The sequence below is a fragment of the Pseudomonas entomophila genome (assembly GCF_013523165.1).
GTDB lineage: Bacteria > Pseudomonadota > Gammaproteobacteria > Pseudomonadales > Pseudomonadaceae > Aquipseudomonas > Aquipseudomonas entomophila_A.
The window spans coordinates 121,136-146,188 of the sequence record NZ_JAAMQI010000003.1 but is presented as its reverse complement, the minus strand read 5'-3'; the positions used below and the strand labels follow the sequence as shown (position 1 = coordinate 146,188).

Genomic DNA, 25,053 nt, shown 5'->3' with positions numbered 1-25,053 from the left:
ACCATCAAAAAAAGGTCTTTGGCTGACGGTCGTTTACCCGGCCCGTTCGCCGGCCCGCCCATGGGCCTACATTCGTCCTGTACATGCGAAGACTCACAATGCCCGATTCCCGCTCCTTCACTGCCCTCGCCGCCCTGCGTGGTGGCTTGATCGGCGCCATGCTGGCACTCGCCGCGCCCGCTCATGCCGAGGACGCTGCCAGCGACGCCCGCTGGGTCAGCGACAGCCTCAGCACCTACGTGCGCAGCGGACCGACCGATGGCCACCGCATCGTCGGCACGCTCAAGTCCGGGCAGAAGGTGACGTTGATCGGTACCCAGGGCAACTACAGCCAGGTGCGCGGCCAGAGCGGCGACGTGGTCTGGATCAACAGCAGCGACCTGCAGGCGGTGCCCGGCCAGTTCGAGCGCCTGCCCCAGCTAGACGCCCAGGTGGTGCAACTGAGCGACCAGCTCAAGAACATCGACGACACCTGGAAGAACCGCGTGCGGGGCATGCAGGAAACCCTCGATTCACGCAAGGCGCTGATCACCGAGCTGGAAGCCCGCAACAAGGACCTGAACGAACAACTCGACCAGGCGCAGTCCAACCTGCGCGATACCCAGGCGCGGCTGGGCGACGAGAACAAGCAGGTGATGATGCGCTACATGGTGTATGGCGGCAGCATCGCCGGTGCCGGCCTGTTGGCCGGCCTGATTCTCCCGGCCCTGACGCGGGGCCGCAAGCGCAACGATCGGTGGTTCTGAGGGGCGGCGCAGGGGGTGAGCGGCAAGCAAGCCGAAGGCCCTGGCGGAGCACCAGCGTGCAGGCACTGCGGTATGCTTGCAGCTCGCCACTCGCCGCTCATCACCGCTTTCCCGTTGGAGTCATGTGATGTTCATCCTCAGCCGTCTTGACGGCATGCCCCCCGAATCCTTCCAGAGCCAGATCCGTCAGTTGGTGATCGACCACGTCGGGGACGTGAGCAGCGTGGGCATCGCGCCCTCGAACACGCTTTATCCGTTGTACCAATATGGCGTGGGGCTGGAGGTCCATCAGTACCTGGAGGCGCTCGATGGCACCCGTGGGCTGCATGTGCGGCTGACCCTGGCGCTCGACGCCGAGGCACCGGACCGGCTGCTGGGCTTTGCCCTCGGCCTGCCCGCGGCAGACCGGGACGATACCTGTGCGCTGGCGTTCCTGATCGTGGCACCAAAGGCCCGCCGCCAGGGCATCGCCCGGGCCCTGCTGGGCGAGTTGCAGGCCGACTACGCCTGCGTCGAACTGGCGGCGTTCGCGCATCAGGTGCCAGGGTTCGAGGCCATGGGCATGCAGGTGGTGGCCGCCAATGGCCCGCAGGTACTGATGACCAGCACTGGCAAGGTCAGCCAGGCCCTGATCGGACGCCTGGACATCGCGCCGCTGTACCAGACCACCGAGGTGCGGCAGATCCATGCGTACCTGCTCAAGCACAATGGCGAAGACGCGATGGTCGAGGCCGAGCGCCAGCGCGATGCGCGGCTGGACCAGTTGACGCTGGAAGCAGCCCAGTGCACCGAGAGTCGCAAGCGGGTGCATTGAAGCCAGCGGTGACGCTGGCACCGTGCAGGGGGAGTGACAGGCCTGCCCACAAGACAGGCACCGACCTGCTGGCACCCGGTGGAGGCACAGCCCAGCGCGGACAAGCCCTGTTCAGCCCAGCCCAGCCGGCCAGAAAACAGAGGCTCAACCCGTTCCGTGAACGCGGGCTTGCCCGCGATTCAGGCGCCGCCTGGTCGGGCGCTATCGCTGGCAAGCCAGCTCTTATAGAACATAAAATATCTTGTTGATTTTAAAAGGAATAATCTCAGGATTTTGTGGGCCCTGCGGGCCCAATCGCGGCACAGGGGCCGCTCCTACACCCGCCGCAGTGGCACAGGCAATCGCAGTCCCATGTGGGAGCGGCCCCAGTGCCGCGATGGGCCGCAAAGCGGCCCTAAAATCGATTAGCAATGAAGCTCTGGATCCTGCCAGCTATCGCCATGTTCTCTGCGCGACAGCGCGGCGCCAAGGCGGCGGGCGAACTCCCACTGGCCCTCATTCCAGACAACTCCCGGCCATCAGCCCACCGACTGTCCCCCCTGTGGGAGCGGGCTTGCCCGCGATGGCGGCAGCCGCTTCGCCGCATCGTCGGCAGACAGACTACCGGTCAACCGGCGCCCACCAGCCTCTCCCCTGCACCAAAGACCAAGGCCCGTGCGCGCCGTTTCCCCGTACACTGTCACCCCACCGACCGTCTCAGGAGCCCGCCGATGCAGATCGATGAAGAACTCACCCTGAAGAAGCTGGAGATCTTCCTCGCCTTCATGCACGCCGGTAACCTGGCGCGCGCAGCCAGTGCGCTGGACACCAGCAGCGTCAGCGTGCACCGGGCCATCCACTCGCTGGAGAACGCCCTGCGCTGCCCGCTGTTCAAGCACGAAGGCCGCAGCCTGACGCCTTTGGAAAGCGCCTACGTGCTGGAAGAAAAGGCCCGCAAGCTGATCCAGGACACCAGCGAGATGGTGCGCCTGACCCGCGAAGCCGCTGGCTTCTCGTCCGAGCGTTTCAAGCTCGGCGCGCTGTATTCGCTGACCGTGCGTACCGTGCCGCAGCTGATCATGGGCCTGAAACTGCGGCGCAGCGAGCTGAACATCGACCTGACGCTCGGCTCCAACGTGGACTTGATGTACCGGCTGAAGAACCTCGAACTGGACGCGATCCTGGTGTCGCTCGACGAGAGCACCGGTGACGTGGCCTGCGAGCAGTTGCCGCTCTTTGAGGACGAGATCTTCCTGGCCGTGCCGACCGACTCGCCGTTCGCCCAGGCCCGGGAGGTCGACCTGGCGGACTTCGCCGAGTCGACCTTCCTCACCCTCACCCCAGGGTTCGCCACCCACCGCGATGGCGAACGGGTGTTTCGCCAGGCAGGCTTCGAGCCGAAGGTGGCCATGCAGGTGAAAGACATCTTCACCTTGCTTAGCATGGTCAGCTCCGGGGTCGGCTACGCCCTGCTGCCGGGGCGCATCTCGGCGGTGTACGAGAACCAGATCACGCTGATCGCGCTGCGCCCCCAGTACCGCCACCGCCAGCGCATCGGTGCGGTGTTCCTCAAGACCCGCGAGCGCGACCCGAACGTGCTCGCGCTGGTAGCCGAGTGCCGCATGTACAGCCGCCGGCACTCGGCGTGAGGCAGACGCTCTACCCCACCAGCGCCCGCACGCAGAAGTACAGCACCGACGGCCCCAGCAGGCAGCCCAGCCCGGTGTGGAAGGTCGCGGTCAGCGCACCATAGGGCACCAGGCGCCGATCGGTGGCCGCCAGCCCGGCGGTCACGCCGCTGACGGTGCCGGCCAACCCCCCGAAGACCATCGCCGAACGCGGATTGTCCAGGGCCAGCAGGCGCGCCGAAACCGGCGTGAAGACCATCACCAGGATGGCCTTGATCAGCCCGGTGGCGATCGACAGCGCCATCACGTCGGAACTGGCGCCCAAGGCCGCGCCGGTGACCGGCCCGACGATGTAGGTCACCGCACCGGCGCCGATGGTGGTCATGCTGACCGCATCCCGGTAACCGAACGACCAGGCCACCGCCGCGCCGACGATGAACGGCAGCACCGTGCCCAGCAGCAACGCCACCGCGCCGATCAGGCCGGCCTTGCGCGCCTCGGTCGCCTGCACCTCGAAGGCCGTGGCGACGATGGCGAAGTCGCGCAGCATCGCCCCGCCCATCAGCCCGATGCCGGAGAACAGCGCCAGGTCGGCGATGCCTTTCTGTCCGCCGGTCAGATTGCCGCCGACCCAGGCCAGCACCAGGCCGATGACGATGGCGATGGCCGAGCCGTGCACGCGGCCGAAGGTCAGGTACCTGGACAGCAGCACCGACACCCACATCACCGCGCCGACCACGGCGAAGGCGGTGACCAGGCCATTGTGTTCCAGTGCATTGCGCAGAAGATCGATCATCTCAGCGGCCTCCTGCCGGTACGGCCAGCGCGACCGGCTTGGCCGGCACGGTCTCCGGCAAGGGCTCCAGCGGCTCGCCACGGTGGGTACGGCTGATCAGCGCGATGGTCGCGCCGCACACCAGCACCGCGCCCACGGCCGCCAGCAGGGCGACCGGCCCGCCGTGCAGCGCGGTGACCACGTTCTGCTGCGCGGCCATGGCCACCACGATCGGGATGTACAAGGCGCCCCAGAAGCCGACGCCGAACTCGCACTCCTTGCTCAGCCCCCCGTGACGGTGCATGTACAACCGCGCGCAGATCAGCAGGATCATGGCGATGCCGACTCCGCCGACGTTGGACCGAACGCCGAGCAAGGCGCCCAGCAAATCACCGATGACGACACCGGCAAGCGTGCAGATGGCCAGCAGGGCCACTCCGTAGATGATCATTGTGGTTATCCTCGTGATGGATCGATGTGCTTGTTGTTGTTGTTCGAAAACCCACGGCCTCACTGCTCGGCGCTCACCTCCCGACGCATCAGCGCCTCCAACGTGTCGAGCCGGGCGCCTTGACAGGCGACCACCACGCCCTCCTTGAACACGGGCCGGGCCAGGCCGCTGAGCACCGCGCCCGGTGGCAGCTCGACCAGCAGGCGCACACCGCGCTCGTAAGCCACACGCAAGGTGGCGTGCCAGTCCACCGGGCGGCACATGTTGAAGGCCAGGTCGTCGCGCAGCGCGTCGGCCTGGTGAATGATCCGGGCCGTGGTCCCGCTCAGGTAGCCCAAGGTCGGCCGCCGCAGCGCGACGTCGTCGAAGGCGACGGCCAGCTCGGCGGCGGGTGCGTCGAGCAACGGGCAGTGCGACGGCACGCTCATGGCCAGGCGCCTGGCACTGCGGGCGCCCAGGCTCAGAGCGCGCTCGGCGACCGCCGCCAGCGCGGCATCGCTGCCGGCGACGACGAACTGGTCGTCGGCGTTGAGGTTGGCCAGGTACACCGGCGCGGTGGCCTGCCGAATCAGGTCCTCGACCGTCGAACGCGACAACCCGACCACGGCCGTCATGCCATAGCCGTGGGAGTAGGCCTGCTGCATCAACCGGCCGCGCTGCGCCACCAGGCGCACGGCATCGGCGAAGGACAGCGCACCGGCAATCACTGCCGCCGGGTAGGCGCCGATCGACAGGCCGCTCACGTATGCCGGTGGCGGCGCGTCGCGCATCAGGCGACGTGCAGCGGCGACCCCGCTGACCAGCAGGCACAGTTGCACGGCGCGGGTATCGGTCAGCGCTTCACGGCTGTCCAGCTGCTCGACCGGCTCGCCCAATGCATCGCTGGCCTCTTCCAGGCAGGCGCGGGTTTCAGGCTCGTCCTGCCAGTGACGCAGCATCCCTGGGCGCTGCGCGCCTTGGCCCGGGAAGGCGAACAGCACGCTCACGCAGCGTCCTCCTGCGGTTGCCACGGGTCGTCCACCAGGCCGGCGCCGTGGGCACGCTTGAGCAGCACGCGTCGTGCCGGGCCGGCCCATTCGGCCAGGGCCACCGCGCCCCAGGGGGTTTCCAGTTGCGCGTCGATGCGGCAGTCGCCGGTGTTCAGCAGCGCATACAACGCACGGGCCTGTTCACGCGGCATCGGCTGCGCGGCGCGGATCACCAGGTCCAGGTCGCTGCCGGTCTGCAGCACCTCCACCCCGCTCGCCAGCTGGTAGCCCACGCTGCCGGTCGGCCCCCAGGCCAGGCCGTGGGTATCGAGCAGCGGCGTCACACGGGCCAGGGCCGCGAGCGCCGGCCGGCTCAGGGGGGCGCCTGCGTCGAGACGCAACTGTTCAGGGCTGCAGCGTCGGCTGATCGCCCTGGCGGGCAGCCAGGCCCCCAGGCGCTGGTGACGCTGCCCGCCACGGACGCCCACGGCCACCTGGCCCGGGGCACCGACGGCACGGCGCACCACCACGGGTTGCCCGGCCTGGAGCGCCTGGCGCGCCCACTCAGGTGCCTGGGCCGGCAGGTCCGTCGGCGCCATGCCCCACAGCAGATCGTGTGCCCGGTATGTCGTACCCATGTCCACCTCCTGAGGGGCGCGAAGGATTCACCACTGGTCCCGCAGGCGCTGCCGCACCTCGGACGACAAGGCCCGGTTCGATGCGCCCAGGCGTGACGCCAGGCCGGTGCACGTGCCGATGTCCTGCACGGCGCGGGCCAGCACGTCGCACACGGCCTCGACATCGGCCGGGCCAGGTCGCTCGGCGGCCTGCACGGCCACACGCGCCCACAACAGGCCCAGTGACGCGTAACTGTCCAGGTCGTAGGCCATGGGCGCGACCTGGGCGGCCAAGGCCTCGAGCTCCTCGACACTGCGCAGGGTGATGCGCGCCGCCGCGGCCTTGCCCATGGCGTGGACCATCACCCCGCTGTCGTCCAGCGCGATCAACCGCTGCGCCTGGTAACCATGGGCCAGGAACGCACCGGACATGGCCTTGCCCACCAGCAGCCCGATCGACGGGTGGCCGGCCAGCCGGGCCCGGGCGTAGGCGTCCACGGCGGCGGCCAGCGCCTGGTGAATGCCCAGGGCCTCCTCGCGTCGGCCATACGCCTGGCTGGGCACGTCGACCACCGACACCAGGACCCGTGGCACGCCGCCGCGATCGGCCTCGATGGCGTCATCGACCGCCTTGGCCAGGCCCCAGCCCTCCAGCAGCCCGACCTCCCCCTGCCGCGCACGCGGGAACGGGTTGCGGGCGTCCGGCACCACGGCCAGGAAGCGTGCCGGGCGGTTGCCCACCTCGCCATCGACCACCCGCACCGAGGCTGGATAACCCGGCAACGCGGTACCGTGGGTCAAGGCTTGCAGCCAGTTCAGTCCGCGACTCATTGCACATCCTCCTTGAGCACGGCGCGGGCAGCGGCCGCGTCCAGTTGTTCACAGTCGTCGCCCAGGCGAGCCAGACGGGCCAGAAAACGCGCTGCCTGACGGGTGCGCGGCAGCGCGGGTTCGCCAGCGGCCCATTGCGTCACCAGCGCCTCGCGCACCTGGCCCACCTCGTCGGCGACGAAGGCATCGGCCAGGCCGCTGGCATGGCGTTGCGCACCGCCGGTCAGGCTCCAGATGAAGGGTCGGTCGCGCGAATCGTATTCGTCGAGCCCGGCCTCCTGCTCGATCACCTGAGGGCCATTGAGGCCCAGACGGGCTTCGCGGGTGACGATCAGCCGACTGCACAGGCCGGCGGCGATCGACATGCCGCCGAAACACCCGACGGCCCCGGCGATCAGGCCGATCACCGGCTGGTACTGGCGCAGTGCAACGATCGCCGCCTGGATCTCGGCGATCGCGGCCAGGCCCAAGTTGGCTTCCTGCAGGCGCACGCCACCGGTCTCCAGCAGCAGCACCGCCGCCGTGGGGATCCCCTTCTGGTTGTCCTCGACGGCCAGCTCCAGCGCGCCGGCGATCTTCGCACCGCCGACCTCGCCCATGCTGCCGCCCTGGAATGCCCCTTCGATGGCGGCGACCAGCAGCGGTCGGCCATTCAGCGTGCCCTTGGCCACGACCACGCCGTCATCGGCCTGGGGCACGATGCCCTGCTGCTGCAGCCAAGGCGACATCATCCGGTCGAACGGGCCGAGCAACTCGCGAAAGGACCCCTCATCGAGCAACGCCTGGGCGCGCTGCCGGGCGCTGAGCTCGACGAAGCTGCTGCTGCGCAGCAAACGGTCGGTATCGGTCATGGCGCCACCTCTTCGAAGGCCTGTTCCAGGCGCAGGCGCACGACCCCAGGGGTGGCACCGAAATCATGGATGTCCAGGTGCGCGGCCGGCCAGTCCCGGGCGGTGAACAAGCGCTCGAACACGTGGCGCCAGCGTGCCGCACTGCCGTTGACCGAGGTCAGCACCTGGATCGTCAGCATGCCGCTCGTGGCGGGCTCGAGCAGGACTTCCAGGTCGCCGGAACCGACGCAGCCCACCAGCGCGCGGCCCTTGGCCGGTTGCCCGGCGGGGTAAGTGAACGAAAGGGTTTCCATGTCAGAGGCTCCCGAGCCGATCGAGGAACAGGCAGGCGGCCAGCAGGTCGGCTGCGCCACCGGGTGAGGCGTTGAGGGCGAGCAGGCGGCGGTCCAGGGCACGCAGGGCACGGCGCCCGGCCAGGCTGGCGCTGCCGCCGGCGTCGAGCACGGCACAGGCCCCCTGCTGCATGGCCTGCACACCCACCGGGCCTGCCCGCCAGAGCACGCAGGTGTCCTCCAGGCAGGCCATGATCGCCAGCAGAGCGTCCAGCCGGACATGCTGCTCGCTTGCACCTTGGGCACGGCCGCGATGCAGCTGTGGCAGGCCGTGCCGGATGACCGTCGGAAACCCCAGCGCCGCTTCCTGGCGGGCGCCGCCCGCGCCGTAGCGTTGGCGCACCTGTTGGCCATGGCTAGGGACGCTGCGGGGGGCGAAGCGATCCTCGAGCAGCGCGAGGCGACCTGCGCGGGCGGCCAGAGCAGCCGCCCCTCCTGACGCCGGGCCCAACGCGCGAGCGGCCAGCAGCAGGCCCAGCGCCCAGATCGCGCCGCGGTGAGTGTTGATGCCACCGGTGGTGGTCAGCATCGCCGCTTCACCTTCGCGGCCCAGGCGGCCCAGGGCTTCGCGCAGGGGCACACCGACTTCCCCGGCATCGACCGCGGCCTCGGCCATGGCGTGAAAGCAGGGCCACAGGGACAGCGCCGAAGCGTGCATCAGCCCCAGGTGCAGGTCACGGTGGGCACCCTGGCCACGCCGGTCGACCAGGGCGGGCTTGGGCGACAGGTCGGCTTCGTCGATCAGCGCCTCCACGGCCAGGTCAGCCAAGGTATGCGCCAGCGAAGGCGCGTGTTCGGATCGTCTGGACAGGTTCATCACCAGCTCCTGAAACGTGCAGGGGGGGCGTACAGGCCACCGGACCACTCCACCAGCTCGGCGATGCTCTTGGCCGCCAGCAGCTCGCGGGTCGCCTGGGTGCGGTGGATGCCCAGGTCCTCGGGCAGCGCGATCAGCCCTTCGCGGCGCAGACGCTCGGTGTCGCGCGGGTCGTGGCGCAGGCCGATGGCGGTGACCCCGGCGACGGCGGCGATCATCGCCTGGCGCTCTTCGAGCGTCCGGGCCTTGTACAGGTAGGCGATGCCTTCTTCGGTCAGCAGGTGGGTGACGTCATCCCCGTAGATCATCACCGGCGCCAGCGGCATGCCGGTCTTGCGCGCCACCTCGACCGCGTCCAGGGTCTCGACGAAGGTGGGCTTGCCGCCCTCCTGGAAGGTCTCGACCATCTGCACCACCAGCTTGCGGCCGCGTTCGAGCAGGGTCACCGGCTCGGTCATGTCCAGCCAGGCCGGTGTGGCATGGCGGCGGCCACGCGGGTCATGGCCCATGTTCGGGGCGCCGCCGAACCCGGCCAGGCGGCCGCGGGTGACGGTGGAGGAATGCCCATCGCCGTCGACCTGCAAGGTCGCCCCGATGAACAGGTCGACCGCGTACTGACCGGCCAGCTGGCACATCATGCGGTTCGAGCGCATCGAGCCATCGCGGCCGGTGAAGAACACGTCCGGGCGCTGGGCAATGTAGTCCTCCATCCCCAGCTCGGTGCCGAAGCAGTGCACGCTCTGCACCCAGCCGGTCTCGATGGCCGGAATCAAGGTCGGGTGCGGGTTGAGCGTCCAGTTGCGGCAGATCTTGCCCTTCAGGCCGAGCGACTGGCCGTAGGTCGGCAGGATCAGCTCGATCGCCGCAGTATTGAAGCCGATGCCGTGGTTGAGCGACTGCACGTTGTGCCGCTCGTAGATCCCGCGGATCGCCATCATCGCCATGAGCACGTGGACCGGCTTGATGTGCCGGGGGTCACGGGTGAACAGCGGCTCGATGTAGAACGGCCGGTCGGCCACCACCACGAAGTCGACCCAGGACGCCGGGATGTCCACCCGTGGCAGGTCGTCGACCTCGTCGACCAGCTGGTTGACCTGGACGATCACGATGCCATCGCTGAACGCGGCAGGCTCGACCAGTGCGGGCGTGTCCTCGGTGCTGGGCCCGGTGTAGATGTTGCCGTGGCGGTCGGCCATGAAGCCGGCCACCAGCGCCACGTTGGGGATCAGGTCGACCAGCAGCCGTGAATACAGCTCGATGTAGGTGTGGATGGCGCCGACCTCCAGCAACCCGTCTTCGAGCAACTGGCCGATGCGCAGGCTCTGCGGCCCGGCGAAGGAGAAGTCGAGCGTGCGCGCGATGCCCTGCTCGAACAGGTCCAGGTGCTCGGCGCGGCTGACACTGGGCATGATCATGTGCAGGTCGTGCAGCCGCGCCGGGTCGGCCTTGGCCAGCGACCGCGAGAGAAAGTCGGCCTGCTTCTGGTTGTTGCCCTCGAGCACCACCCGGTCGCCGGATGCGATCAAGGCTTCCAGCGCCTCGACGATCCGCTCGCTGGGGATGACCACACCCTCGGCCAGGTGCCGGACGCGATCGAGCCGCCGCTGCTTCTCGGCACGGCGTCGGGACCACTGGGGTGGAGGGGCAGGTCTTGTTGTCATGGGGGACTCCACGGAAGCGTTGTCGTGGAGGGACGGTACTGGGGGGTGTAGGTGGGTATCAATCAACGTGCGGCGCTGATCGTTACCTTCAGAGTAACTGTTCCGAGCATTTTGTAGGGTGTCCGGTCGCGGCATGATCATGGATAGAGACGAGCACTTTCGCCGTCTGTGTTCATCCTCCTCCTGTTTGTAATGCATAACGCTGTTACGAACTCAACCTTTCGCCTGTGCATCCTCGCTGTACACTACCCACACTGAAGGAGAGCTTAATGATCGATCTCATCAAAGCGTTACGTTCGAGCAACAAGCGTGATTTTGCAACCAAGGTCCTGAACCGCTACAGCTCGAAAAAAGCGGTGGGCAGCTTCGCACGTGAATTGTTCCGTACCGAAGATGCGAACTCCATCAACGAGCGCTTCGCCAGAGCCAAGCGCAACGTCTTGCCGTAGTGAGTAACCAAAGGCAAAGTCAGGATCTGCCCCACACCCTTGGTCAGCCTGAGGCCAGACAAGAGACTCACTACAATGTTGTCTATCAACACTTGGTCGCCAATGATACCGATATAGTTGGCCAACTCGCCTATTGTCTTTATAAGCAAAGCAAGCAGAAATACCTTCGCGAATTTCAGCGACTGAATGGGAGACGACCCACTGACGCTGAGTTGCGTATCCATGTGAACTGCGCTGAGCTGCCAGCCCTTGATGATTACCGGGACAAGGCGACCCAGGTTATGGCAGAGGTATTGGCTCAAGCAGCCCAGGAAAAGCAGGACACGCTCGAAAAACACTTCAAGAACCAGCTGTGGGAATTCATCAACCGGCATCAGCCCGAAACCTTGGCCGAAAGAGGCTGGCGAGGCTTCAAAGGGTTGTTGTTCGGAGGCGCAGGCGGCGTCGTTGGCAATGTGTTCACCACCCTTCTGGTGCTGCTTGTCCTGTTTGGCGCGGCCTCCAGCGCTACACAAGATGAGTTCACCAAGCGTGCCAAAGAAAACCTTGTATCGGGGCTGGCCAAGGTCATCGGTATAAGCGTCAGCATTGGCGGCAACGACAAGCTACCCCTGCCCGAGGGCCCTACTGCAGATCGAACGGAGTGACAGATTGAGCAGCCCCCGCTTATGGCATCCGCTTGCTTGTCCGTTGCTGAAAACCGCCTTGCCCCCTTTTCGCGCCTGAATCAGATGGCCTCGCGTGCCTCTATTGCTGGCAGTAGCACCGACCGCACCCTTACCTCTTCCTGATGAATACGCATCGGCCGCAGCTTCAGCGAACCTCCACCCCGCCCATGTAGATGGGCCTGCATCTCGCCCAGAATGGCCATGGCCACGCTTTCCGGAGCGTCGCCGCCCAGGTCCAGGCCGATGGGGTAATGCAGCACCGGCAGCCCAGGCAAGGCCTCTGCCCCATCCTGAATATCGGCCAGCAGCCGTTCGGTCCGATCCCGTGGCCCGAGCTGCCCGACGTAGCACGGCTCGGCGCGCAGGGCCAAGGCCAGCCAATGAGCATCCTGGGTCAGGCTGTGGGACATGACGGCCACCAGCGCGCCTTGCAGGCGCGGGGTCAGGTCGGCCTGCATATCCAGCGTCCTGACCAGCACTTCATCCGCCTCGGGAAAACGCTCGCGCCGGGCAAAATGACTGCGTGCGTCGATCACCGTCACGTGCCAGTCCAGCAGGCGCGCCATGCGCACCAATGGCTGCGCGTCGTGACCGGCGCCGAACACCACCAGCCGTGGCATGGCCGTCAGGTACTCCACGAACACCTCGGGCGCGCCGAAGCGCTCATCCAGCACCACGCCTCGGGAGCGCCTGGCCAGGTACACCGCCTCGGCGGCCTCGCGGATCGGGCGCTCGAGACGGGCGTCGGACAAGGGCGGCATCGGGTGCACCGCGCTCAGCGTCAGCCGCTCGCCGACCGCCAGCGCAGAACGGCCAGGGTCGATCACCGTGGCCACCACCGTCGGAGCGCCTTCGCGGTCGACGCTGGCCAAGGTCTCGACCAGACTCGACGGCCCCTGACCAGCGATGCGCTCGAACAACACGTGCACGCGCCCGTTGCAGCCCAGGCCAAAGCCCAGGGCCTCCTCGCCCGCCTCGCCTTCTTCGGCGGTGCTGTAGCACTGTACCTGGGCGCCTTTTTCGGTCAGCCACCAGGCCTTGCGCGCGATCTCGCGCTCCAGGCAGCCACCGCTCACGGTGCCCTGGTGCGGCCCGATGCGCGGGATGAGCATGCGCGCACCAGGGCGTCGGTAGGCCGAGCCTTCGACCTTGACCACCGTGGCCAGGACGCAGTCTTCAGACGTGTGACGCGCGGCCTGCACAGCGGCCAGCAAGGTTCTGGAAATCGGCATGGGAAGCGTCAGCCTTCGGTACGACGCGGGTCGGCCGAACGCGGGTAGGTGCGTTCTTCCTCGATGGTGCCGTCGGCGCGGTGGATCTTCACCGAGGCCGTCTTGCCCTGCAGGACTTCGGCCAGGCGCCCGACCAGCCCGGCCTTGGTCTCGGCCTGGACCAGCACGGCCTCCGAGCCGGAACGGCGCAGTGCCCAGCCTTGTCCGTGGGTGACGACGTGGTAGGTGTCCATGAGCAGGCTCCTCGATCAGTGGGTGACAGGACTGAGACCGCGCAGGCCACACGGTCGTTTCGTCGAATCCGCCTGCCCCTGGAACCTGCGCGGCCTGCCGCCTGGCAACCGGCGCGTGCTCCGGCCGCGTTTGACCGGTACACTGCCGGCCCTGACCGTGAGCCTGATTCTGATAACGACATGTCCCTTCCGAAGAACCACCTGGAACTGCTCAGCCCTGCCCGTGACGTGGCCATCGCCCGCGAAGCGATCCTGCACGGTGCCGATGCCATCTACATCGGCGGCCCGAGCTTCGGCGCCCGTCACAACGCCTGCAACGAGGTCAGCGATATCGCTGAGCTGGTGGCGTTCGCCCATCGCTACCATGCGCGGGTGTTCACCACCATCAACACCATCCTGCACGACAACGAGCTGGAGCCGGCGCGCCGGTTGATCCACCAGCTGTACGATGCCGGGGTCGACGCGCTGATCGTCCAGGACCTGGGGGTGATGGAGCTGGACATTCCGCCGATCGAGCTGCACGCCAGTACCCAGACCGACATCCGTACCCTGGAGCGCGCCCGCTTCCTCGATCAGGCCGGCTTCTCGCAGCTGGTACTGGCCCGCGAGCTGAACCTGCAGGAGATCCGCACGATTGCCGATCAGACCGATGCGGCCATCGAGTTCTTCATCCATGGGGCGCTGTGCGTGGCGTTCTCCGGGCAGTGCAACATCTCCCATGCCCAGACCGGGCGCAGCGCCAACCGTGGCGACTGCTCCCAGGCCTGCCGTCTGCCCTACACCCTCAAGGACGACCAAGGCCGCGTGGTGGCCTTCGAGAAGCACCTGCTGTCGATGAAGGACAACAACCAGAGCGCCAACCTGCGTGCGCTGGTCGAGGCCGGCGTGCGCTCGTTCAAGATCGAGGGGCGCTACAAGGACATGGGCTACGTGAAGAACATCACCGCCCACTACCGCCAACTGCTCGACCAGGTCCTCGAAGACCGCCCGGACCTGGCCCGTGCCTCCAGCGGCCGTACCGAGCATTTCTTCGTGCCCGACCCGGACAAGACCTTCCACCGCGGCAGCACCGACTACTTCGTCAGCGAGCGCAAGATCGACATCGGCGCGTTCGACTCGCCGACCTTCACCGGCCTGCCGGTCGGCACCGTCGAGGCAGTCGGCAAGCGCGACCTGCAGGTGGTCACCGACGTCCCGCTGTCCAACGGCGATGGCTTGAACGTGCTGGTCAAGCGTGAAGTGGTGGGGTTCCGCGCCAACGTCTGCGAAGCCCGTGGCCAGTTCGAGGAGGACGGTCAGACGCGCTACCGCTACCGCGTCGAGCCCAACGAGATGCCCGCCGGCCTGCAGCGCCTGCGCCCGCACCACCCGCTGAACCGCAACCTCGACCACAACTGGCAGCAGGCCCTGCAACGCACCTCGGCCGAGCGCCGCGTGGGCCTGGCGTGGCAGGCGTGCCTGGACGAGCAGCGCCTGGCACTGACCGCCACCAGCGAGGAAGGCATCCGTGCGAGCGTCGCCCTGGACGGGCCGTTCGGCGCGGCCAACAAACCGGAGCAGGCGCTCGACCAGCTGCGTGACCTGCTCGGCCAACTGGGCACCACCCAGTACCACGCCACGGCCATCGAGCTGCAGGCGCCGCAGGCCTACTTCGTCCCCAACTCGCAGCTCAAGGCCCTGCGCCGCGAAGCCATCGAGGCCCTGACCGCGGCCCGCATGGCCGCTCATCCGCGCGGCGGGCGCAAGGCCGAAACCACGCCACCGCCGGTCTACCCCGAGTCGCACCTGTCGTTCCTGGCCAACGTCTACAACCAGAAGGCCCGCGATTTCTACCACCGCCATGGCGTGAAACTGATCGACGCCGCCTACGAGGCGCACGAAGAGCACGGCGAGGTGCCGGTGATGATCACCAAGCACTGCCTGCGCTTCTCCTTCAACCTGTGCCCCAAGCAGGCCAAGGGCGTCACCGGCGTGCGCACCAAGGTCGCGCCGATGCAGCTGATCCAGGGCGATGAAGTGCTGACGCTGAAGTTCGACTGCAAGCCGTGCGAGATGCACATCATCGGCAAGATGAAGTCGCACATCATCGACCTGCCGACGCCTGGCAGTGCAGTGGCCCAGGTAGTGGGGCACATCAGCCCGGACGATCTGCTCAAGACCATCCGCCGCCCGACCACGGGCGCCTAAGCCCGCCAGGCCGTCATCAAAGGCCCCGTCACCCCGGTGACGGGGTCGGCGACCGGCAGCGGCACCTGGGCGATGCACGCCCGAAGGCGCGATGCATCGCCCTCGCCCGCCTTCAGGGTGCTGAACGTTTCCTGCCCCTGGGGGTAGGCGCCCACTACCGCGAACCCCTCGTGGCTGTCCAGGCAACGGTGCCCGGTGCCGGCCGGCAGGATCAGGACGTCGCCCGTGGTCAGCGTCATCGTCACCCCTCGTTCACCGCCTATCAGCACCGTCGCCGACCCACGCAGCACGCCCAGGGCCTCGTGGGCATCGGGGTGAAAGTGCTGGTACGAGAAGATGCCGGCACGCCAGAGCGGCGTCCAGCCGTGCGCGGCGAATAGGGCTTCGAAGGCCTCCCCTGCATCGGTGCCCGCCGGCCAGGGCACCGTGTAGGCGAGTACCGGCAAGGGGCTGTTCGGGATCGCGCCTTCGTCGTCAAAGCGCCAGTGGCGAGGTGCGGGCAGCACGGTATCGGGTAGCAGCGAACGGGGCATGGGGTCGTCTCCAGATCGAAAGGCACTCAAGCGTGGGCACGTGTCTGCGCCAGGCGTTCCGTGCCAGTCGTCAGGCCAGTGCACCGCTGCCGCGCTCGTCACGGTCGACATCGGCATGGCCCTGTCGTCGACCTGCCTTGGAGGCTAACCCATGACCCTGCATGCCGTGACTCTGCTCGACACCCTGTCCAACCCTGCCTTGACCCGCGTTCAGGTGGGTGACGAGGAATGCGTGCTGGTGCGCCGGGGCGACGCGATCAAGGCCTTCGAAGCCAATTGCCCCCATGCGGGCGCGCCTCTCGAGGAAGGAGCGCTGTGCGAGGGCGTGCTGGTGTGCCCCTGGCACAAGGCCGTGTTCGACCTGGGCAGTGGCGCCATGGAGCAACCGCCTGCCCTGCGTGCGTTGAAACGCTACCCTGTGCAGGTGAAGGACGGGATGGTGTGGGTCGATGACCGCCCGGTGCCTGCGTCGCCCTTGCCGGCCCGGGCCAAGGGTCGTTGTTTCGCGGTGATCGGTGCGGGCGCGGCCGGGGCGGCGGCGGTCGCCACGCTGCGTGCAGAGGGTTTCGCCGGGCGGCTGGTGTGGATCGATCCCGAGGCTGCGCCGGCCTACGATCGCACGGCCCTGAGCAAGTTCGTCATCGCCGGGGAGATGAACCCGGACGAGGTCCCCCCCTTGCTGGAGCGGGCCTTCTACCGCGAGGCCGATGTGGAGCGCGTGCGGAGCAAGGTCAAGGCGATCGACGTCAAGGCCCGGCAACTCCTGCTGGCCGAGGGCCGGACCCTCGACTATGACGAGGCCCTGCTGGTCACCGGCGGTGTGCCGATTCGTCCCTCGTTGCCTGGCGCGAACCTGCCTGGCGTCCTGCTGCTGCGGTCGCGCGAGGACGCCGAGCGGGTGCTCGATCAGGTCGAGCCGGGCCAGCCTGTGGTGGTGATCGGCGACAGCTTCATCGGCCTGGAAGCTGCCTCGGCCCTGCGCCGGTACGGGGCCGAGGTACACGTGGTCACGCGGCACGAAGTGCCACTGGCACGCCAGCTCGGCGAACGCCTGGGCCGCGCCGTGCGCGCGTTGCACGTGCGGCATGGCACGGTTTTTCATGGGCCGACCGAACCAGTGCGTTTCGAAGGGAGCGACCGCCTCGAGGCGGTCGTGCTGGCCGACGGGACGCGCCTGGCAACCTCCATGGCATTGCTGGGCACCGGGGTCGCACCGGCCAGTGCCCTGCTCCCTGCCCTGCGCGATGAGCACGGCTGCCTGCCGGTGGATGCTGGCATGCGCCTGGCCGACGGACTGTGGGCGGCGGGGGACCTGGTGAGCTTCCCTCTGAACGGCGAACGGATGCACATCGAGCACTGGCGCGTCGCCCAGCAACAGGGGGTGATCGCCGCGGCCAACATGCTCGGGCAGGATCGACGTTACACGGAGGTGCCCTTCTTCTGGACCCACCAGCATGACAAGACCCTGGAAGTGTTGGGGCATGCGCAGCACTGGACCCACGCCGAACACCTGGGAGACCCGGAAGGGTTGAATGCCGTGGTGCTGTTGTGCGTCGACGAACGGGTCGAGGCGGTGGTGGCGTGCGAGCATCAGCGCCTGATGGCTGCACTGGCAAGGCGGATGCTCGAGCCGTTGTCGCGCGTGCAAGCCATGGCGTTCGTGCAGGCATGGGAGGGGGATGGGTTGGGTTCGAAGGATTAGCGGGGGCGTGTGTCCCTCGCTTGTTCGCAGGCGCGGATACACGTGTATAAGGTGCTTGGCTGGCATACAGGGTTGCGGGTTTTGTGGGCCCTACGGGCCCAATCGCGGCACAGGGGCCGCTCCTACAGGAGGATCGTGTTGAGCCGAGCAGACTACAACTGCAGCCCACCATAGCTGTCAGGCAGAAGCGGTCCCCTGTAGGAGCGGCCCCTGCGCCGCGATTGGGCCCGCAGGGCCCACAAAGCCCAGCAATAAGCTAGCGCATGGGGCGTGTAAAAATACAGATTCCCCGCACGCCAATCACCAAGAGCGCGTGCTCGCATGGCAAGGGCACAATGTCCGTAAAGACGGCAAGAACCTGTGGGAGCGGGCTTGCCCGCGATGGCAAGCGCCACGGCAGCTACAGGCAAAACACGCCCACTACCGCCCATGCACAACGGCCTGAACCCCTAAAAAGGGGCTCCTTTCACCTTGCTCAATCACCCTGACCGACAAAATACAATACGGCCAGAGCCGACCTGCGCCCTACGACCCAGGCCAGCTCTTCCCCAGGACTCACGGCGAAATCGGATCGCTCGCGGGGAAGGTCTCGTCGAGCGCGTTGTCGACCTTCTCATCGTTGGGCTGCACGGCCGCCGCGCAATCGCAGTCGTTCATGCGGCAATGCTGGTTGTCCTTGTGCCCATTGGCGCACGCTTCGCAGCAGTAGGCCTTGTCGCCCTGGGTCACGGTCGTGGTGTCCACGGTGCACGAGCAGTGCGCGCAGGCACAGCGTTGTTCGCTCATGATCAGTTCCTCTCAGTGTCGTCGTCGGTGTCTACAACGTCATCGGTCCACGGCTGGCCATCCAAAGGGTTGGAGCGCGCCAGTTCGGCCTCGTCCAGGCCGAAGCCGCCGCCGATCTCGTCGGCATCCACATGGGTCAATGACTGGTCGGCCGGCTGCCCGGAACCCAGCTCGTGCGGATCACGCGCGCCGGTCTCGTCGAGCAATGTGCTGGGGCTCATGTCGTCCAGGGTCACGCCATCTTCCTGAACCGTGTCGCTCAGGGCTTCGCCGCCGGTCATGCCGCTTTCGGCCACGCGCTCGGCCGGAAACTCATGGGCCACTTCGCGAGGGTCGCGCAGGTCGCCTGCACGGCCTTGATGTTCGTCGGGATCATTGAAGTCGAGTTCGTGCACGCTGCCCATCCGGTCCTCGATGGTGTCAATCTCACTCGGCGTCCAGGTCGTGGAATCGTCTGCCTTGGCCATGTCGGCGCTCCATCAAGTGGGTTCATGACAATCGACCCCCTGCCCTGGCCAATGATTCAGACTTTTTGTCGGCTGCCCTCGCCAGCCGATAGCGGGAACTCTGGTGCACGCGCCGGCCTCCCACCAAGAGGACAGGCAAACCGCACGGGGACGCGACCATGGCCAAGCCTCTGCAGGAATACCAACGCAAGCGCGACTTCGCCGCCACGCCGGAGCCGTCTGGGGACACCCAGGGCGACACGACGCGCCACGCCTTGCAGTTCTGCATCCAGAAACACGACGCCAGCCATCTGCACTACGATTTCCGCCTGGAGCTGGACGGCACGCTCAAGAGCTGGGCGGTACCCAAGGGGCCCTCACTGGACCCTTCGGTCAAGCGCCTGGCCGTGCACGTCGAGGACCATCCCCTCGACTATGCCGCGTTCGAAGGGCATATCCCCGACGGGCACTACGGCGCAGGCGACGTCATCGTCTGGGACCGTGGCACCTGGGAGCCGGAAGGCGACCCCCAGGCGGCCTACGACAAGGGCAAGCTGCGCTTTCGCCTGAACGGCGAGAAACTCTCAGGGACCTGGAACCTGTTCCGCACCCGCCTGGCCGGCAAGAAAGAGCAGTGGATGCTGGTCAAGTCCCATGATGACCAGGCGCGCAGCGAGGCGGACTACCGTATCGTCGAAGCCCTGCCGGACAGCGTGGTCAGTGACCGCACGCTCGCGCCCAAGGCATCGCCCGCCACCTCCTCCACTGCCAAGCGCTCGGCCAAGGCCGCTAGAACGACGCACGCGCGCTCGTCGGCGTCGGGCAAGCGCACGCTCCCGGACATGCTCGACCCCCAGCTGGCCACGCTGGTGGACGCACCGCCCGAAGGCGACTGGCGCTACGAGGTCAAGTTCGACGGTTATCGCATCCTGGCGCGTCTCGACGGCGACGATGTACGCCTGTTCACCCGCAGCGGTCACGACTGGAGCGCCAAGCTGCCTCATCAAGTGAAAGCGCTCCGGGCACTCGGCGTGGACTCGGCCTGGCTCGACGGCGAGGTGGTGGTCACCGACGCTGAAGGGCATGCGGATTTCCAGGCCCTGCAGAACGCCTTCGACACGGCGCACAGCGAGGCCATCAGCTATTACGTGTTCGACCTGCCCTACCTCGGTGGCCAGGACCTGCGCCAGCAACCGCTCAGCGCCCGACGCGAGGCGCTGCAGGCGTTGCTGGCCGAGAGCGACAGCCCTTTGCTCAAGTACTCCCAGGATTTCGACGCGCCGGTCGATTCCCTGCTCGAAAGCGCCTGCTCGCTGCAACTCGAAGGCCTGATCGGCAAGCGCGCTGACAGCCTGTACAGCGGTCGCCGCAGCCAGGACTGGATCAAGCTCAAGTGCAAGCAGCGTCAAGAATTCGTGATCGTCGGCTACACCGACCCGAAAGGCAGCCGCAGCCGCTTCGGTGCACTGCTGCTGGCACTGCACGACCCGGACAGCGACACCCTGCGCTATGCCGGCAGGGTGGGCACCGGGTTCACCGCCGAGACGCTCGATGGGCTTCATCAGCGCCTGACGCCGCTGCACGCTGAACGTACACCACTGGCCAACCCGCCCACCGGTGCCCAGGCCCGAGGCGTGCATTGGCTGCGTCCGCACCTGCTGGCGGAGGTCGCCTATGCGCAGATGACCCGTGAAGGGCTGGTCCGGCACGCGGTGTTCCATGGCGTGCGGGACGACAAACCCGCCGAAGCCATCGACCTGGAGCGCCCCCTGCCTTCGGCCGAGGTCGCCCGGCCCGCACTGCGCAGCACCTTGCGGCTGACGCACCCGGAGCGGGTGATCGACCCCGGTCACGGCCTGACCAAGCGCCAGGTGGCCGATTACTACGCCTCGGTCGCCGAGCGCATCCTGCCGCACCTCCAGGCACGCCCCGTGGCGCTGGTGCGCGCCCCGGACGGGCTGGGTGGCGAGCTGTTCTTCCAGAAGAACGCCGGGCACTTGAAGATTCCCGCGCTGCGCACCTATCCCAAGACCGAGGTCGGGCAGCCGGTGATGATCATCGACGGCCCCGAAGCCCTGCTCGGCGCCGTGCAGATGAACACCCTGGAGCTGCACACCTGGAACGCCACCGACAAGGCCTTCGACCGACCGGACCGCTTCGTGCTCGACCTGGACCCCGACCCGGCCCTGCCCTGGAAAGCCATGGTCGAAGCCACCCAGCTGACCCTGACCCTGCTCGACGAGTTGGGCCTGCAGGCGTTCCTCAAGACCAGCGGCGGCAAGGGCATGCACGTGGTGGTGCCCCTGACGCGCCGCGCGGGGTGGGACGAGGTGAAAGACTTCACCCATGCCCTGGTCGATCACCTGGCCAGGCTGTTCCCCGAGCGCCTGTCCGGGGTGGCCGGACCGCAGAACCGGGTGGGCCGGATCTTCATCGACTACCTGCGCAACGGCCGTGGCGCGACCACGGTCTGCCCGTTCTCGCTGCGTGCCCGGGAAGGCCTGCCGGTGTCGGTGCCGATCGATCGTGAGGAACTCCCCACGCTCAAGGGTGCCAACCACTGGCACCTGGGCAACATCGGTGAACGCCTGCGTCAGCCGCAGGACCCATGGGCGGCGTTCTGGAGCGTTCGCCAATCGATCACCGCGAAGATGCGCAAGACAATGGGAATGACCTGATGCAAGAACTGATCGACCTGCTGCAATGGCCGGCCATGGCACTGACGGTGCTGGCGGCCTGGTGCATCGGCTCACGCCGCCCCAACCGCCGCCGCGTGGGGTTCTGCTGCTTCATCGCCAGCAACCTGCTGTGGGTGGTGTGGGGCTGGCAACTGCAGGCCTGGGCCCTGATCGTGCTGCAGTTCGTGCTCTGCGGCATGAACCTCAGGGGCTGGAAGAAGAACACCCTGACGCAGGCCACCTCATGAAGCCCACCGCCACTGCCTTAGGCCCGTTGCTCACTGCCTTCGCCGAGCGCCTGCGCATGATCACACCCGAACCGCGCCTGGCCGAACTGATGGGGCTGCTGCGTGACGCCGAACTCGACCGGCTGCCGCTGCCTGGCCAGGGCCATACCTTGCAGCGCTGGCAGACCCTGGCGCAGGTGGCTGGGTGCGACCTGGCCCTGGCGAAGCTTTACGAAGGCCACACCGATGCCCTGGCGATCCTCGCCGAGTGTGCCGGCGCGCACCTGGTCGAGGGCGAGCTGTGGGGCGTCTGGGCGGCCGAGCCACCCGATGCGCGCGCCCGCATCGTTGCCCAGCACGGTGACCAGGTGCGCCTCGAGGGGCGCAAGGCCTGGTGCTCTGGAGCCCAGCAGATCGACCGGGCGTTGATCACGGCCTGGGGCGAGGACGATCGACCGCAGCTGGTCGCCATCGACCTCAAGGACCCGAGCCTGCGCCTGCACGCCGACGGCTGGCAGGCCGTGGGCATGGCCGGCACCGCCAGCGTCGAGGTGCTGTTCGATGACACCCCCGGGATCGCCGTGGGCGGTCCGGGGCAGTATCTGTCACGCCCGGGGTTCTGGCACGGCGGCGCGGGCATCGCGGCGTGCTGGTACGGGGCGGCCGAAGCGCTGGCCGAGCACTTGCGTGCCCATTGCCAGGCCCGCCGCCACGACCCGCATGCCCTGGCCCACCTGGGCGCCGTGGACGCCGCCCTGTTCGGGGCGCGAGCGGCGCTGCGCGACTGCGCGGCCTGGATCGACGCCCAACCCGAGGCCGATGCCCGGCACCCGGTGTGCCGGACCCGCGCCCACGTCGAGCACGCCGCAACCCAGGTCATCGAGCACGTCGGTCGCGCCCTGGGCGCCACGCCTTTCTGCCGCAACGCCCATTTCGCGCGGTTGAGCGCGGACTTGCCGGTTTACCTGCGCCAGAGCCATGCCGAGCGTGACCTGGCGGGCCTGGGCGAGCAGCTCATCGACACTCCAGAGAAGGCTTGGCGACTATGACCGAAAACCTGATCCAGGCCAGCCAGGGGCGACCTTGGTCCGACTGGAAGCACTCGGCCCACCTGGCACGTGCCGGCTGGATCGAACCCGAGGCCCTGTGCGCACCGGGTCGCCGCACCGTGATCGTGGCTCCGCACCCGGATGACGAGATCCTCATGGCCGGCGGCCTGATGGCGGGGTTCGAGGGGCGCGAACAGGACCTGATCCTCATTTCTGCCACCGATGGCGAAGGCAGTCACCCAGGCTCTGCCCACTGGCCCCCGTCTGCCCTGCGTCGCCAGCGCGTCCAGGAAAGCCGGCATGCCCTGCAGCGGCTCAAGCTCGACCTGAATGCGTTGACCTGGGAGCGCCTGAACCTGACCGACGGCGGCGTCGCCCACGACGAGGCCTACCTGGTCAATCACCTGACCCGGCTGCTGGCACCGGGCGACCTGCTGATCACCACCTGGCGCGGCGATGGTCACTGCGACCATGAGGCCATCGGCCGCGCCTGCGCCCAGGCGGCCGTGGCCCGGCAGGCGACCTTGTGCGAGATCCCGGTCTGGGCCTGGCACTGGGCAACGCCGGAAGACCCACGCCTGCCCTGGTCACGCGCGCGCCGGGTGCGCCTGGACCCGCAACGCCTGGCACGCAAGCGCGAGGCCATCGAAGCCCATGTCACTCAACTTCAACCCGATGGCGACCGCCCTGCAGTAGTCCCGCCGCTGTTGCTGGACTGCCTTCTGCAACCTTTCGAACTGGTATTTCTATGAGCCTCGACGCGCAATACTTCGCTGACCTGTATGCCGGTAATGACGATCCCTGGGCCTTTCGTACGCGCTGGTACGAGCGGCGCAAGCGCGACCTGGTGATGGCCAGCCTGCCTCGCCAATGCTACGAGCGCATCTTCGAGCCGGCCTGTGCCAACGGCGAGCTCAGCGCCCTGCTCGCCGAACGTTGCGCCACCCTGCTCTGCCAGGACCTGGACCCCAATGCCGTCGATCTGGCGCGGGCACGGTTGGCCGGGTTCGCCAACGCCCGTGTCGAACAGGGTCACCTGCCCGCGGACTGGCCAGGCGGCAGCTTCGACCTGATCGTGCTCAGTGAAGTGGGGTATTACCTGAACCCGACCGAATGGCTGCAGGTGATCGAGCAGTCGGTCGCCAGCCTCACCTACGACGGCGGCCTGCTGGCTTGCCACTGGCGCCACCCGATCGCCGGCTGCCCGCAGGATGGCCGCGAGGTGCACGACCTGCTGGCCAAGCACTTGCCGCTGTACTCCGTGTTCCGCCACGAAGAAGCGGACTTCCTGCTCGAGTACTGGTCCTGCCAGCCGAGCGTGGTCGACCTCGACGAGACCTGCGCATGATTGGTGTGGTCATCCCGGCGCACAACGAGGCCAGGCGCCTGGGGCATTGCCTGCGCGCGGTGCGGCTGGCGATGCTGGATGTCGAGCAGGCCGGGCATCGGGTCGAAGTGGTAGTGGTGCTGGACCGTTGCAGTGATGGCAGCGAAGCGATCGCCCGGCGCCATGGCGTCCACACCTTGAAGGTGGATGCCGGCAATGTCGGCGTGGCACGTCGCGCGGGTGCTGCGTTCATGCTCGAACGCGGTGCCCGCTGGCTGGCCTGCACCGACGCCGACAGCCGTGTGCCGTCCCATTGGTTGTCCTGGCAAGTGCACTGCGCCGCCGACGCCGTGTGCGGCACCGTGCACATCGACCGCTGGCAGCCGTGGCAGGGGGTGGCGTTGCGGCAGTTGTACAACAGCCGTTACCAGGCCATCGAGGGGCACCGGCACGTGCATGGGGCCAACCTGGGTGTGTCGGCCGAGGCGTATCGGCAGGTCGGCGGGTTTCCGGCGCTGGCGGCGCACGAGGACGTGCACCTGGTCAAGGCGCTGGAAGCGCATGGCGCACAGATCGTCTGGACGGCCCGGCACAGCGTGGCCACCAGCAGTCGGCGTGATTGTCGGGCGCGGGAAGGGTTCGGGGATTACCTGAGCGGACTGGAAGCGGTGGTGGCGGCGACAGTGCAGGCAGCGCCTTGAAATGATACCGCGTGGTTGATTTTACGGGCCCTGCGGGCCCGATCGCGGCACAGGGGCCGCTCCCACACCCGTAGCCCCGCCGCAGCGTTGCAACCATTGCGGTTCCCGTGGGAGCCCGCCCGCTGCCTTGGCGCCGCAGTGTCGCGCAGAGAACATGACGATAGCTGGCATGGCTCAGAGGCTTTAATCCCTGATCGATTTCTGGGGCCGCTTTCACACCCGTAGCCCCACCGCGGGATTGCAGGCTGTCGCGGTCACCTGTGGGAGCGGCCCCTGTGCCGCGATCGGGCCCGCAGGGCCCGCAAAATCAGCTACATCAATGTGTCAGACAACCCACACTCCCTCAGCCAAGCCAGCCACCGGCC

At 67.6% G+C, this 25,053-nt stretch carries 27 protein-coding genes; 13 read left to right on the top strand and 14 right to left on the bottom strand.

Annotation, left to right across the window (positions count from 1 at the left end):
- The first annotated feature begins 98 nt into the window (after positions 1–98).
- From G7Z99_RS03570 to G7Z99_RS03560, 3 genes are all read left to right on the top strand, one after another.
- Positions 99–746, top strand: a complete 648-nt coding sequence (locus G7Z99_RS03570; protein ID WP_181092114.1) for a TIGR04211 family SH3 domain-containing protein — start codon at positions 99–101, stop codon at positions 744–746.
- Between the two features lie 127 nt (positions 747–873).
- The gene (locus G7Z99_RS03565; RefSeq protein ID WP_181092112.1) at positions 874–1,560 is read left to right on the top strand and encodes a GNAT family N-acetyltransferase; all 687 of its coding nucleotides are present in this window, start codon (positions 874–876) and stop codon (positions 1,558–1,560) included.
- A gap of 710 nt (positions 1,561–2,270) precedes the next feature.
- Positions 2,271–3,188 carry a LysR family transcriptional regulator gene (locus G7Z99_RS03560; protein WP_181092110.1) on the top strand — a complete coding sequence of 306 codons (918 nt, stop codon included), beginning with the start codon at positions 2,271–2,273 and terminating at the stop codon, positions 3,186–3,188.
- A 10-nt stretch (positions 3,189–3,198) separates the two neighbouring features.
- Here the strand turns inward: G7Z99_RS03560 and madM are convergent, their stop codons facing one another.
- The 9 genes from madM to mdcA are packed head-to-tail and all read right to left on the bottom strand — an operon-like array spanning position 3,199 to position 10,470.
- Positions 3,199–3,963, bottom strand: a complete 765-nt coding sequence (gene madM / locus G7Z99_RS03555) for a malonate transporter subunit MadM (protein WP_181092108.1) — start codon at positions 3,961–3,963, stop codon at positions 3,199–3,201.
- Between the two features lies 1 nt (position 3,964).
- On the bottom strand, positions 3,965–4,393 hold the full coding sequence (madL, locus tag G7Z99_RS03550; protein ID WP_181092106.1) for a malonate transporter subunit MadL: 429 nt from the start codon (positions 4,391–4,393) through the stop codon (positions 3,965–3,967).
- Between the two features lie 59 nt (positions 4,394–4,452).
- A complete protein-coding gene (mdcH, locus tag G7Z99_RS03545) occupies positions 4,453–5,379 on the bottom strand; it encodes a malonate decarboxylase subunit epsilon (RefSeq protein ID WP_181092104.1) in 927 nt (308 codons plus the stop codon).
- Complete coding sequence (locus G7Z99_RS03540; protein WP_181092101.1) at positions 5,376–5,999, bottom strand: malonate decarboxylase holo-ACP synthase; 624 nt, start codon at positions 5,997–5,999, stop codon at positions 5,376–5,378. The genes mdcH and G7Z99_RS03540 overlap by 4 nt, the downstream gene beginning before the upstream one ends.
- Positions 6,000–6,026: 27 nt before the next feature.
- The gene (gene mdcE / locus G7Z99_RS03535; RefSeq protein ID WP_181092099.1) at positions 6,027–6,809 is read right to left on the bottom strand and encodes a biotin-independent malonate decarboxylase subunit gamma; all 783 of its coding nucleotides are present in this window, start codon (positions 6,807–6,809) and stop codon (positions 6,027–6,029) included.
- Positions 6,806–7,660 (bottom strand): biotin-independent malonate decarboxylase subunit beta, encoded by an 855-nt coding sequence (locus G7Z99_RS03530; RefSeq protein ID WP_181092097.1) that lies wholly within the window; start codon positions 7,658–7,660, stop codon positions 6,806–6,808. The genes mdcE and G7Z99_RS03530 overlap by 4 nt, the downstream gene beginning before the upstream one ends.
- Positions 7,657–7,953, bottom strand: coding sequence for a malonate decarboxylase subunit delta (locus tag G7Z99_RS03525; RefSeq protein ID WP_181092095.1), 297 nt, complete (start codon positions 7,951–7,953; stop codon positions 7,657–7,659). The genes G7Z99_RS03530 and G7Z99_RS03525 overlap by 4 nt, the downstream gene beginning before the upstream one ends.
- Before the next feature lies 1 nt (position 7,954).
- A complete protein-coding gene (locus G7Z99_RS03520; RefSeq protein ID WP_181092093.1) occupies positions 7,955–8,809 on the bottom strand; it encodes a triphosphoribosyl-dephospho-CoA synthase in 855 nt (284 codons plus the stop codon).
- A complete protein-coding gene (gene mdcA / locus G7Z99_RS03515; RefSeq protein WP_181092091.1) occupies positions 8,809–10,470 on the bottom strand; it encodes a malonate decarboxylase subunit alpha in 1,662 nt (553 codons plus the stop codon). Before mdcA ends, G7Z99_RS03520 begins: the two co-directional genes overlap by 1 nt.
- Before the next feature lie 269 nt (positions 10,471–10,739).
- Here mdcA and G7Z99_RS03510 point away from each other — a divergent pair, with 269 nt between their 5' ends.
- Both G7Z99_RS03510 and G7Z99_RS03505 read left to right on the top strand, forming a co-directional pair.
- Complete coding sequence (locus tag G7Z99_RS03510) at positions 10,740–10,919, top strand: hypothetical protein (RefSeq protein WP_181092089.1); 180 nt, start codon at positions 10,740–10,742, stop codon at positions 10,917–10,919.
- Positions 10,919–11,566 carry a hypothetical protein gene (locus tag G7Z99_RS03505; protein ID WP_308812275.1) on the top strand — a complete coding sequence of 216 codons (648 nt, stop codon included), beginning with the start codon at positions 10,919–10,921 and terminating at the stop codon, positions 11,564–11,566. The genes G7Z99_RS03510 and G7Z99_RS03505 overlap by 1 nt, the downstream gene beginning before the upstream one ends.
- 80 nt (positions 11,567–11,646) lie before the next feature.
- Here the strand turns inward: G7Z99_RS03505 and G7Z99_RS03500 are convergent, their stop codons facing one another.
- Positions 11,647–12,819: an XdhC family protein gene (locus G7Z99_RS03500; RefSeq protein WP_181092087.1), complete on the bottom strand. Its 1,173-nt coding sequence runs from the start codon at positions 12,817–12,819 to the stop codon at positions 11,647–11,649.
- A gap of 8 nt (positions 12,820–12,827) precedes the next feature.
- Positions 12,828–13,052 carry a DUF2188 domain-containing protein gene (locus tag G7Z99_RS03495; RefSeq protein WP_181092085.1) on the bottom strand — a complete coding sequence of 75 codons (225 nt, stop codon included), beginning with the start codon at positions 13,050–13,052 and terminating at the stop codon, positions 12,828–12,830.
- A gap of 180 nt (positions 13,053–13,232) precedes the next feature.
- Between G7Z99_RS03495 and G7Z99_RS03490 the strand changes: the two genes are divergently transcribed.
- The gene (locus tag G7Z99_RS03490; RefSeq protein ID WP_181092083.1) at positions 13,233–15,239 is read left to right on the top strand and encodes a peptidase U32 family protein; all 2,007 of its coding nucleotides are present in this window, start codon (positions 13,233–13,235) and stop codon (positions 15,237–15,239) included.
- Here the strand turns inward: G7Z99_RS03490 and G7Z99_RS03485 are convergent.
- Positions 15,236–15,772 (bottom strand): cupin domain-containing protein, encoded by a 537-nt coding sequence (locus G7Z99_RS03485; RefSeq protein WP_181092081.1) that lies wholly within the window; start codon positions 15,770–15,772, stop codon positions 15,236–15,238. The genes G7Z99_RS03490 and G7Z99_RS03485 overlap by 4 nt on opposite strands.
- A 151-nt stretch (positions 15,773–15,923) precedes the next feature.
- On the opposite strand from G7Z99_RS03485, the gene G7Z99_RS03480 reads away from it, so the two are divergent.
- Positions 15,924–17,474, top strand: coding sequence for an FAD-dependent oxidoreductase (locus G7Z99_RS03480; protein ID WP_181092079.1), 1,551 nt, complete (start codon positions 15,924–15,926; stop codon positions 17,472–17,474).
- Between the two features lie 555 nt (positions 17,475–18,029).
- On the opposite strand, the gene G7Z99_RS03475 is transcribed toward G7Z99_RS03480, so the two are convergent.
- Both G7Z99_RS03475 and G7Z99_RS03470 read right to left on the bottom strand, forming a co-directional pair.
- Positions 18,030–18,260 carry a metallothionein gene (locus G7Z99_RS03475; RefSeq protein WP_181092077.1) on the bottom strand — a complete coding sequence of 77 codons (231 nt, stop codon included), beginning with the start codon at positions 18,258–18,260 and terminating at the stop codon, positions 18,030–18,032.
- A gap of 2 nt (positions 18,261–18,262) precedes the next feature.
- Entirely contained in the window at positions 18,263–18,727 is a 465-nt protein-coding gene (locus G7Z99_RS03470; RefSeq protein ID WP_181092075.1) for a phosphotransferase system, HPr-related protein, read from the bottom strand.
- Between the two features lie 158 nt (positions 18,728–18,885).
- Between G7Z99_RS03470 and ligD the strand changes: the two genes are divergently transcribed.
- From ligD to G7Z99_RS03440, 6 genes are read left to right on the top strand one after another with little or no spacing between them, the layout of a single operon-like run.
- The gene (gene ligD, locus G7Z99_RS03465) at positions 18,886–21,384 is read left to right on the top strand and encodes a DNA ligase D (RefSeq protein WP_181092073.1); all 2,499 of its coding nucleotides are present in this window, start codon (positions 18,886–18,888) and stop codon (positions 21,382–21,384) included.
- Positions 21,384–21,632, top strand: coding sequence for a hypothetical protein (locus G7Z99_RS03460; protein ID WP_181092071.1), 249 nt, complete (start codon positions 21,384–21,386; stop codon positions 21,630–21,632). The genes ligD and G7Z99_RS03460 overlap by 1 nt, the downstream gene beginning before the upstream one ends.
- A complete protein-coding gene (locus G7Z99_RS03455; protein ID WP_181092069.1) occupies positions 21,629–22,660 on the top strand; it encodes an acyl-CoA dehydrogenase family protein in 1,032 nt (343 codons plus the stop codon). The genes G7Z99_RS03460 and G7Z99_RS03455 overlap by 4 nt, the downstream gene beginning before the upstream one ends.
- The gene (locus G7Z99_RS03450; protein ID WP_181092067.1) at positions 22,657–23,412 is read left to right on the top strand and encodes a PIG-L deacetylase family protein; all 756 of its coding nucleotides are present in this window, start codon (positions 22,657–22,659) and stop codon (positions 23,410–23,412) included. Before G7Z99_RS03455 ends, G7Z99_RS03450 begins: the two co-directional genes overlap by 4 nt.
- Entirely contained in the window at positions 23,409–24,008 is a 600-nt protein-coding gene (locus tag G7Z99_RS03445) for a class I SAM-dependent methyltransferase (RefSeq protein ID WP_181092065.1), read from the top strand. The genes G7Z99_RS03450 and G7Z99_RS03445 overlap by 4 nt, the downstream gene beginning before the upstream one ends.
- The gene (locus tag G7Z99_RS03440) at positions 24,005–24,688 is read left to right on the top strand and encodes a glycosyltransferase (RefSeq protein WP_181092063.1); all 684 of its coding nucleotides are present in this window, start codon (positions 24,005–24,007) and stop codon (positions 24,686–24,688) included. The genes G7Z99_RS03445 and G7Z99_RS03440 overlap by 4 nt, the downstream gene beginning before the upstream one ends.
- Positions 24,689–25,053: the final 365 nt, after the last annotated feature.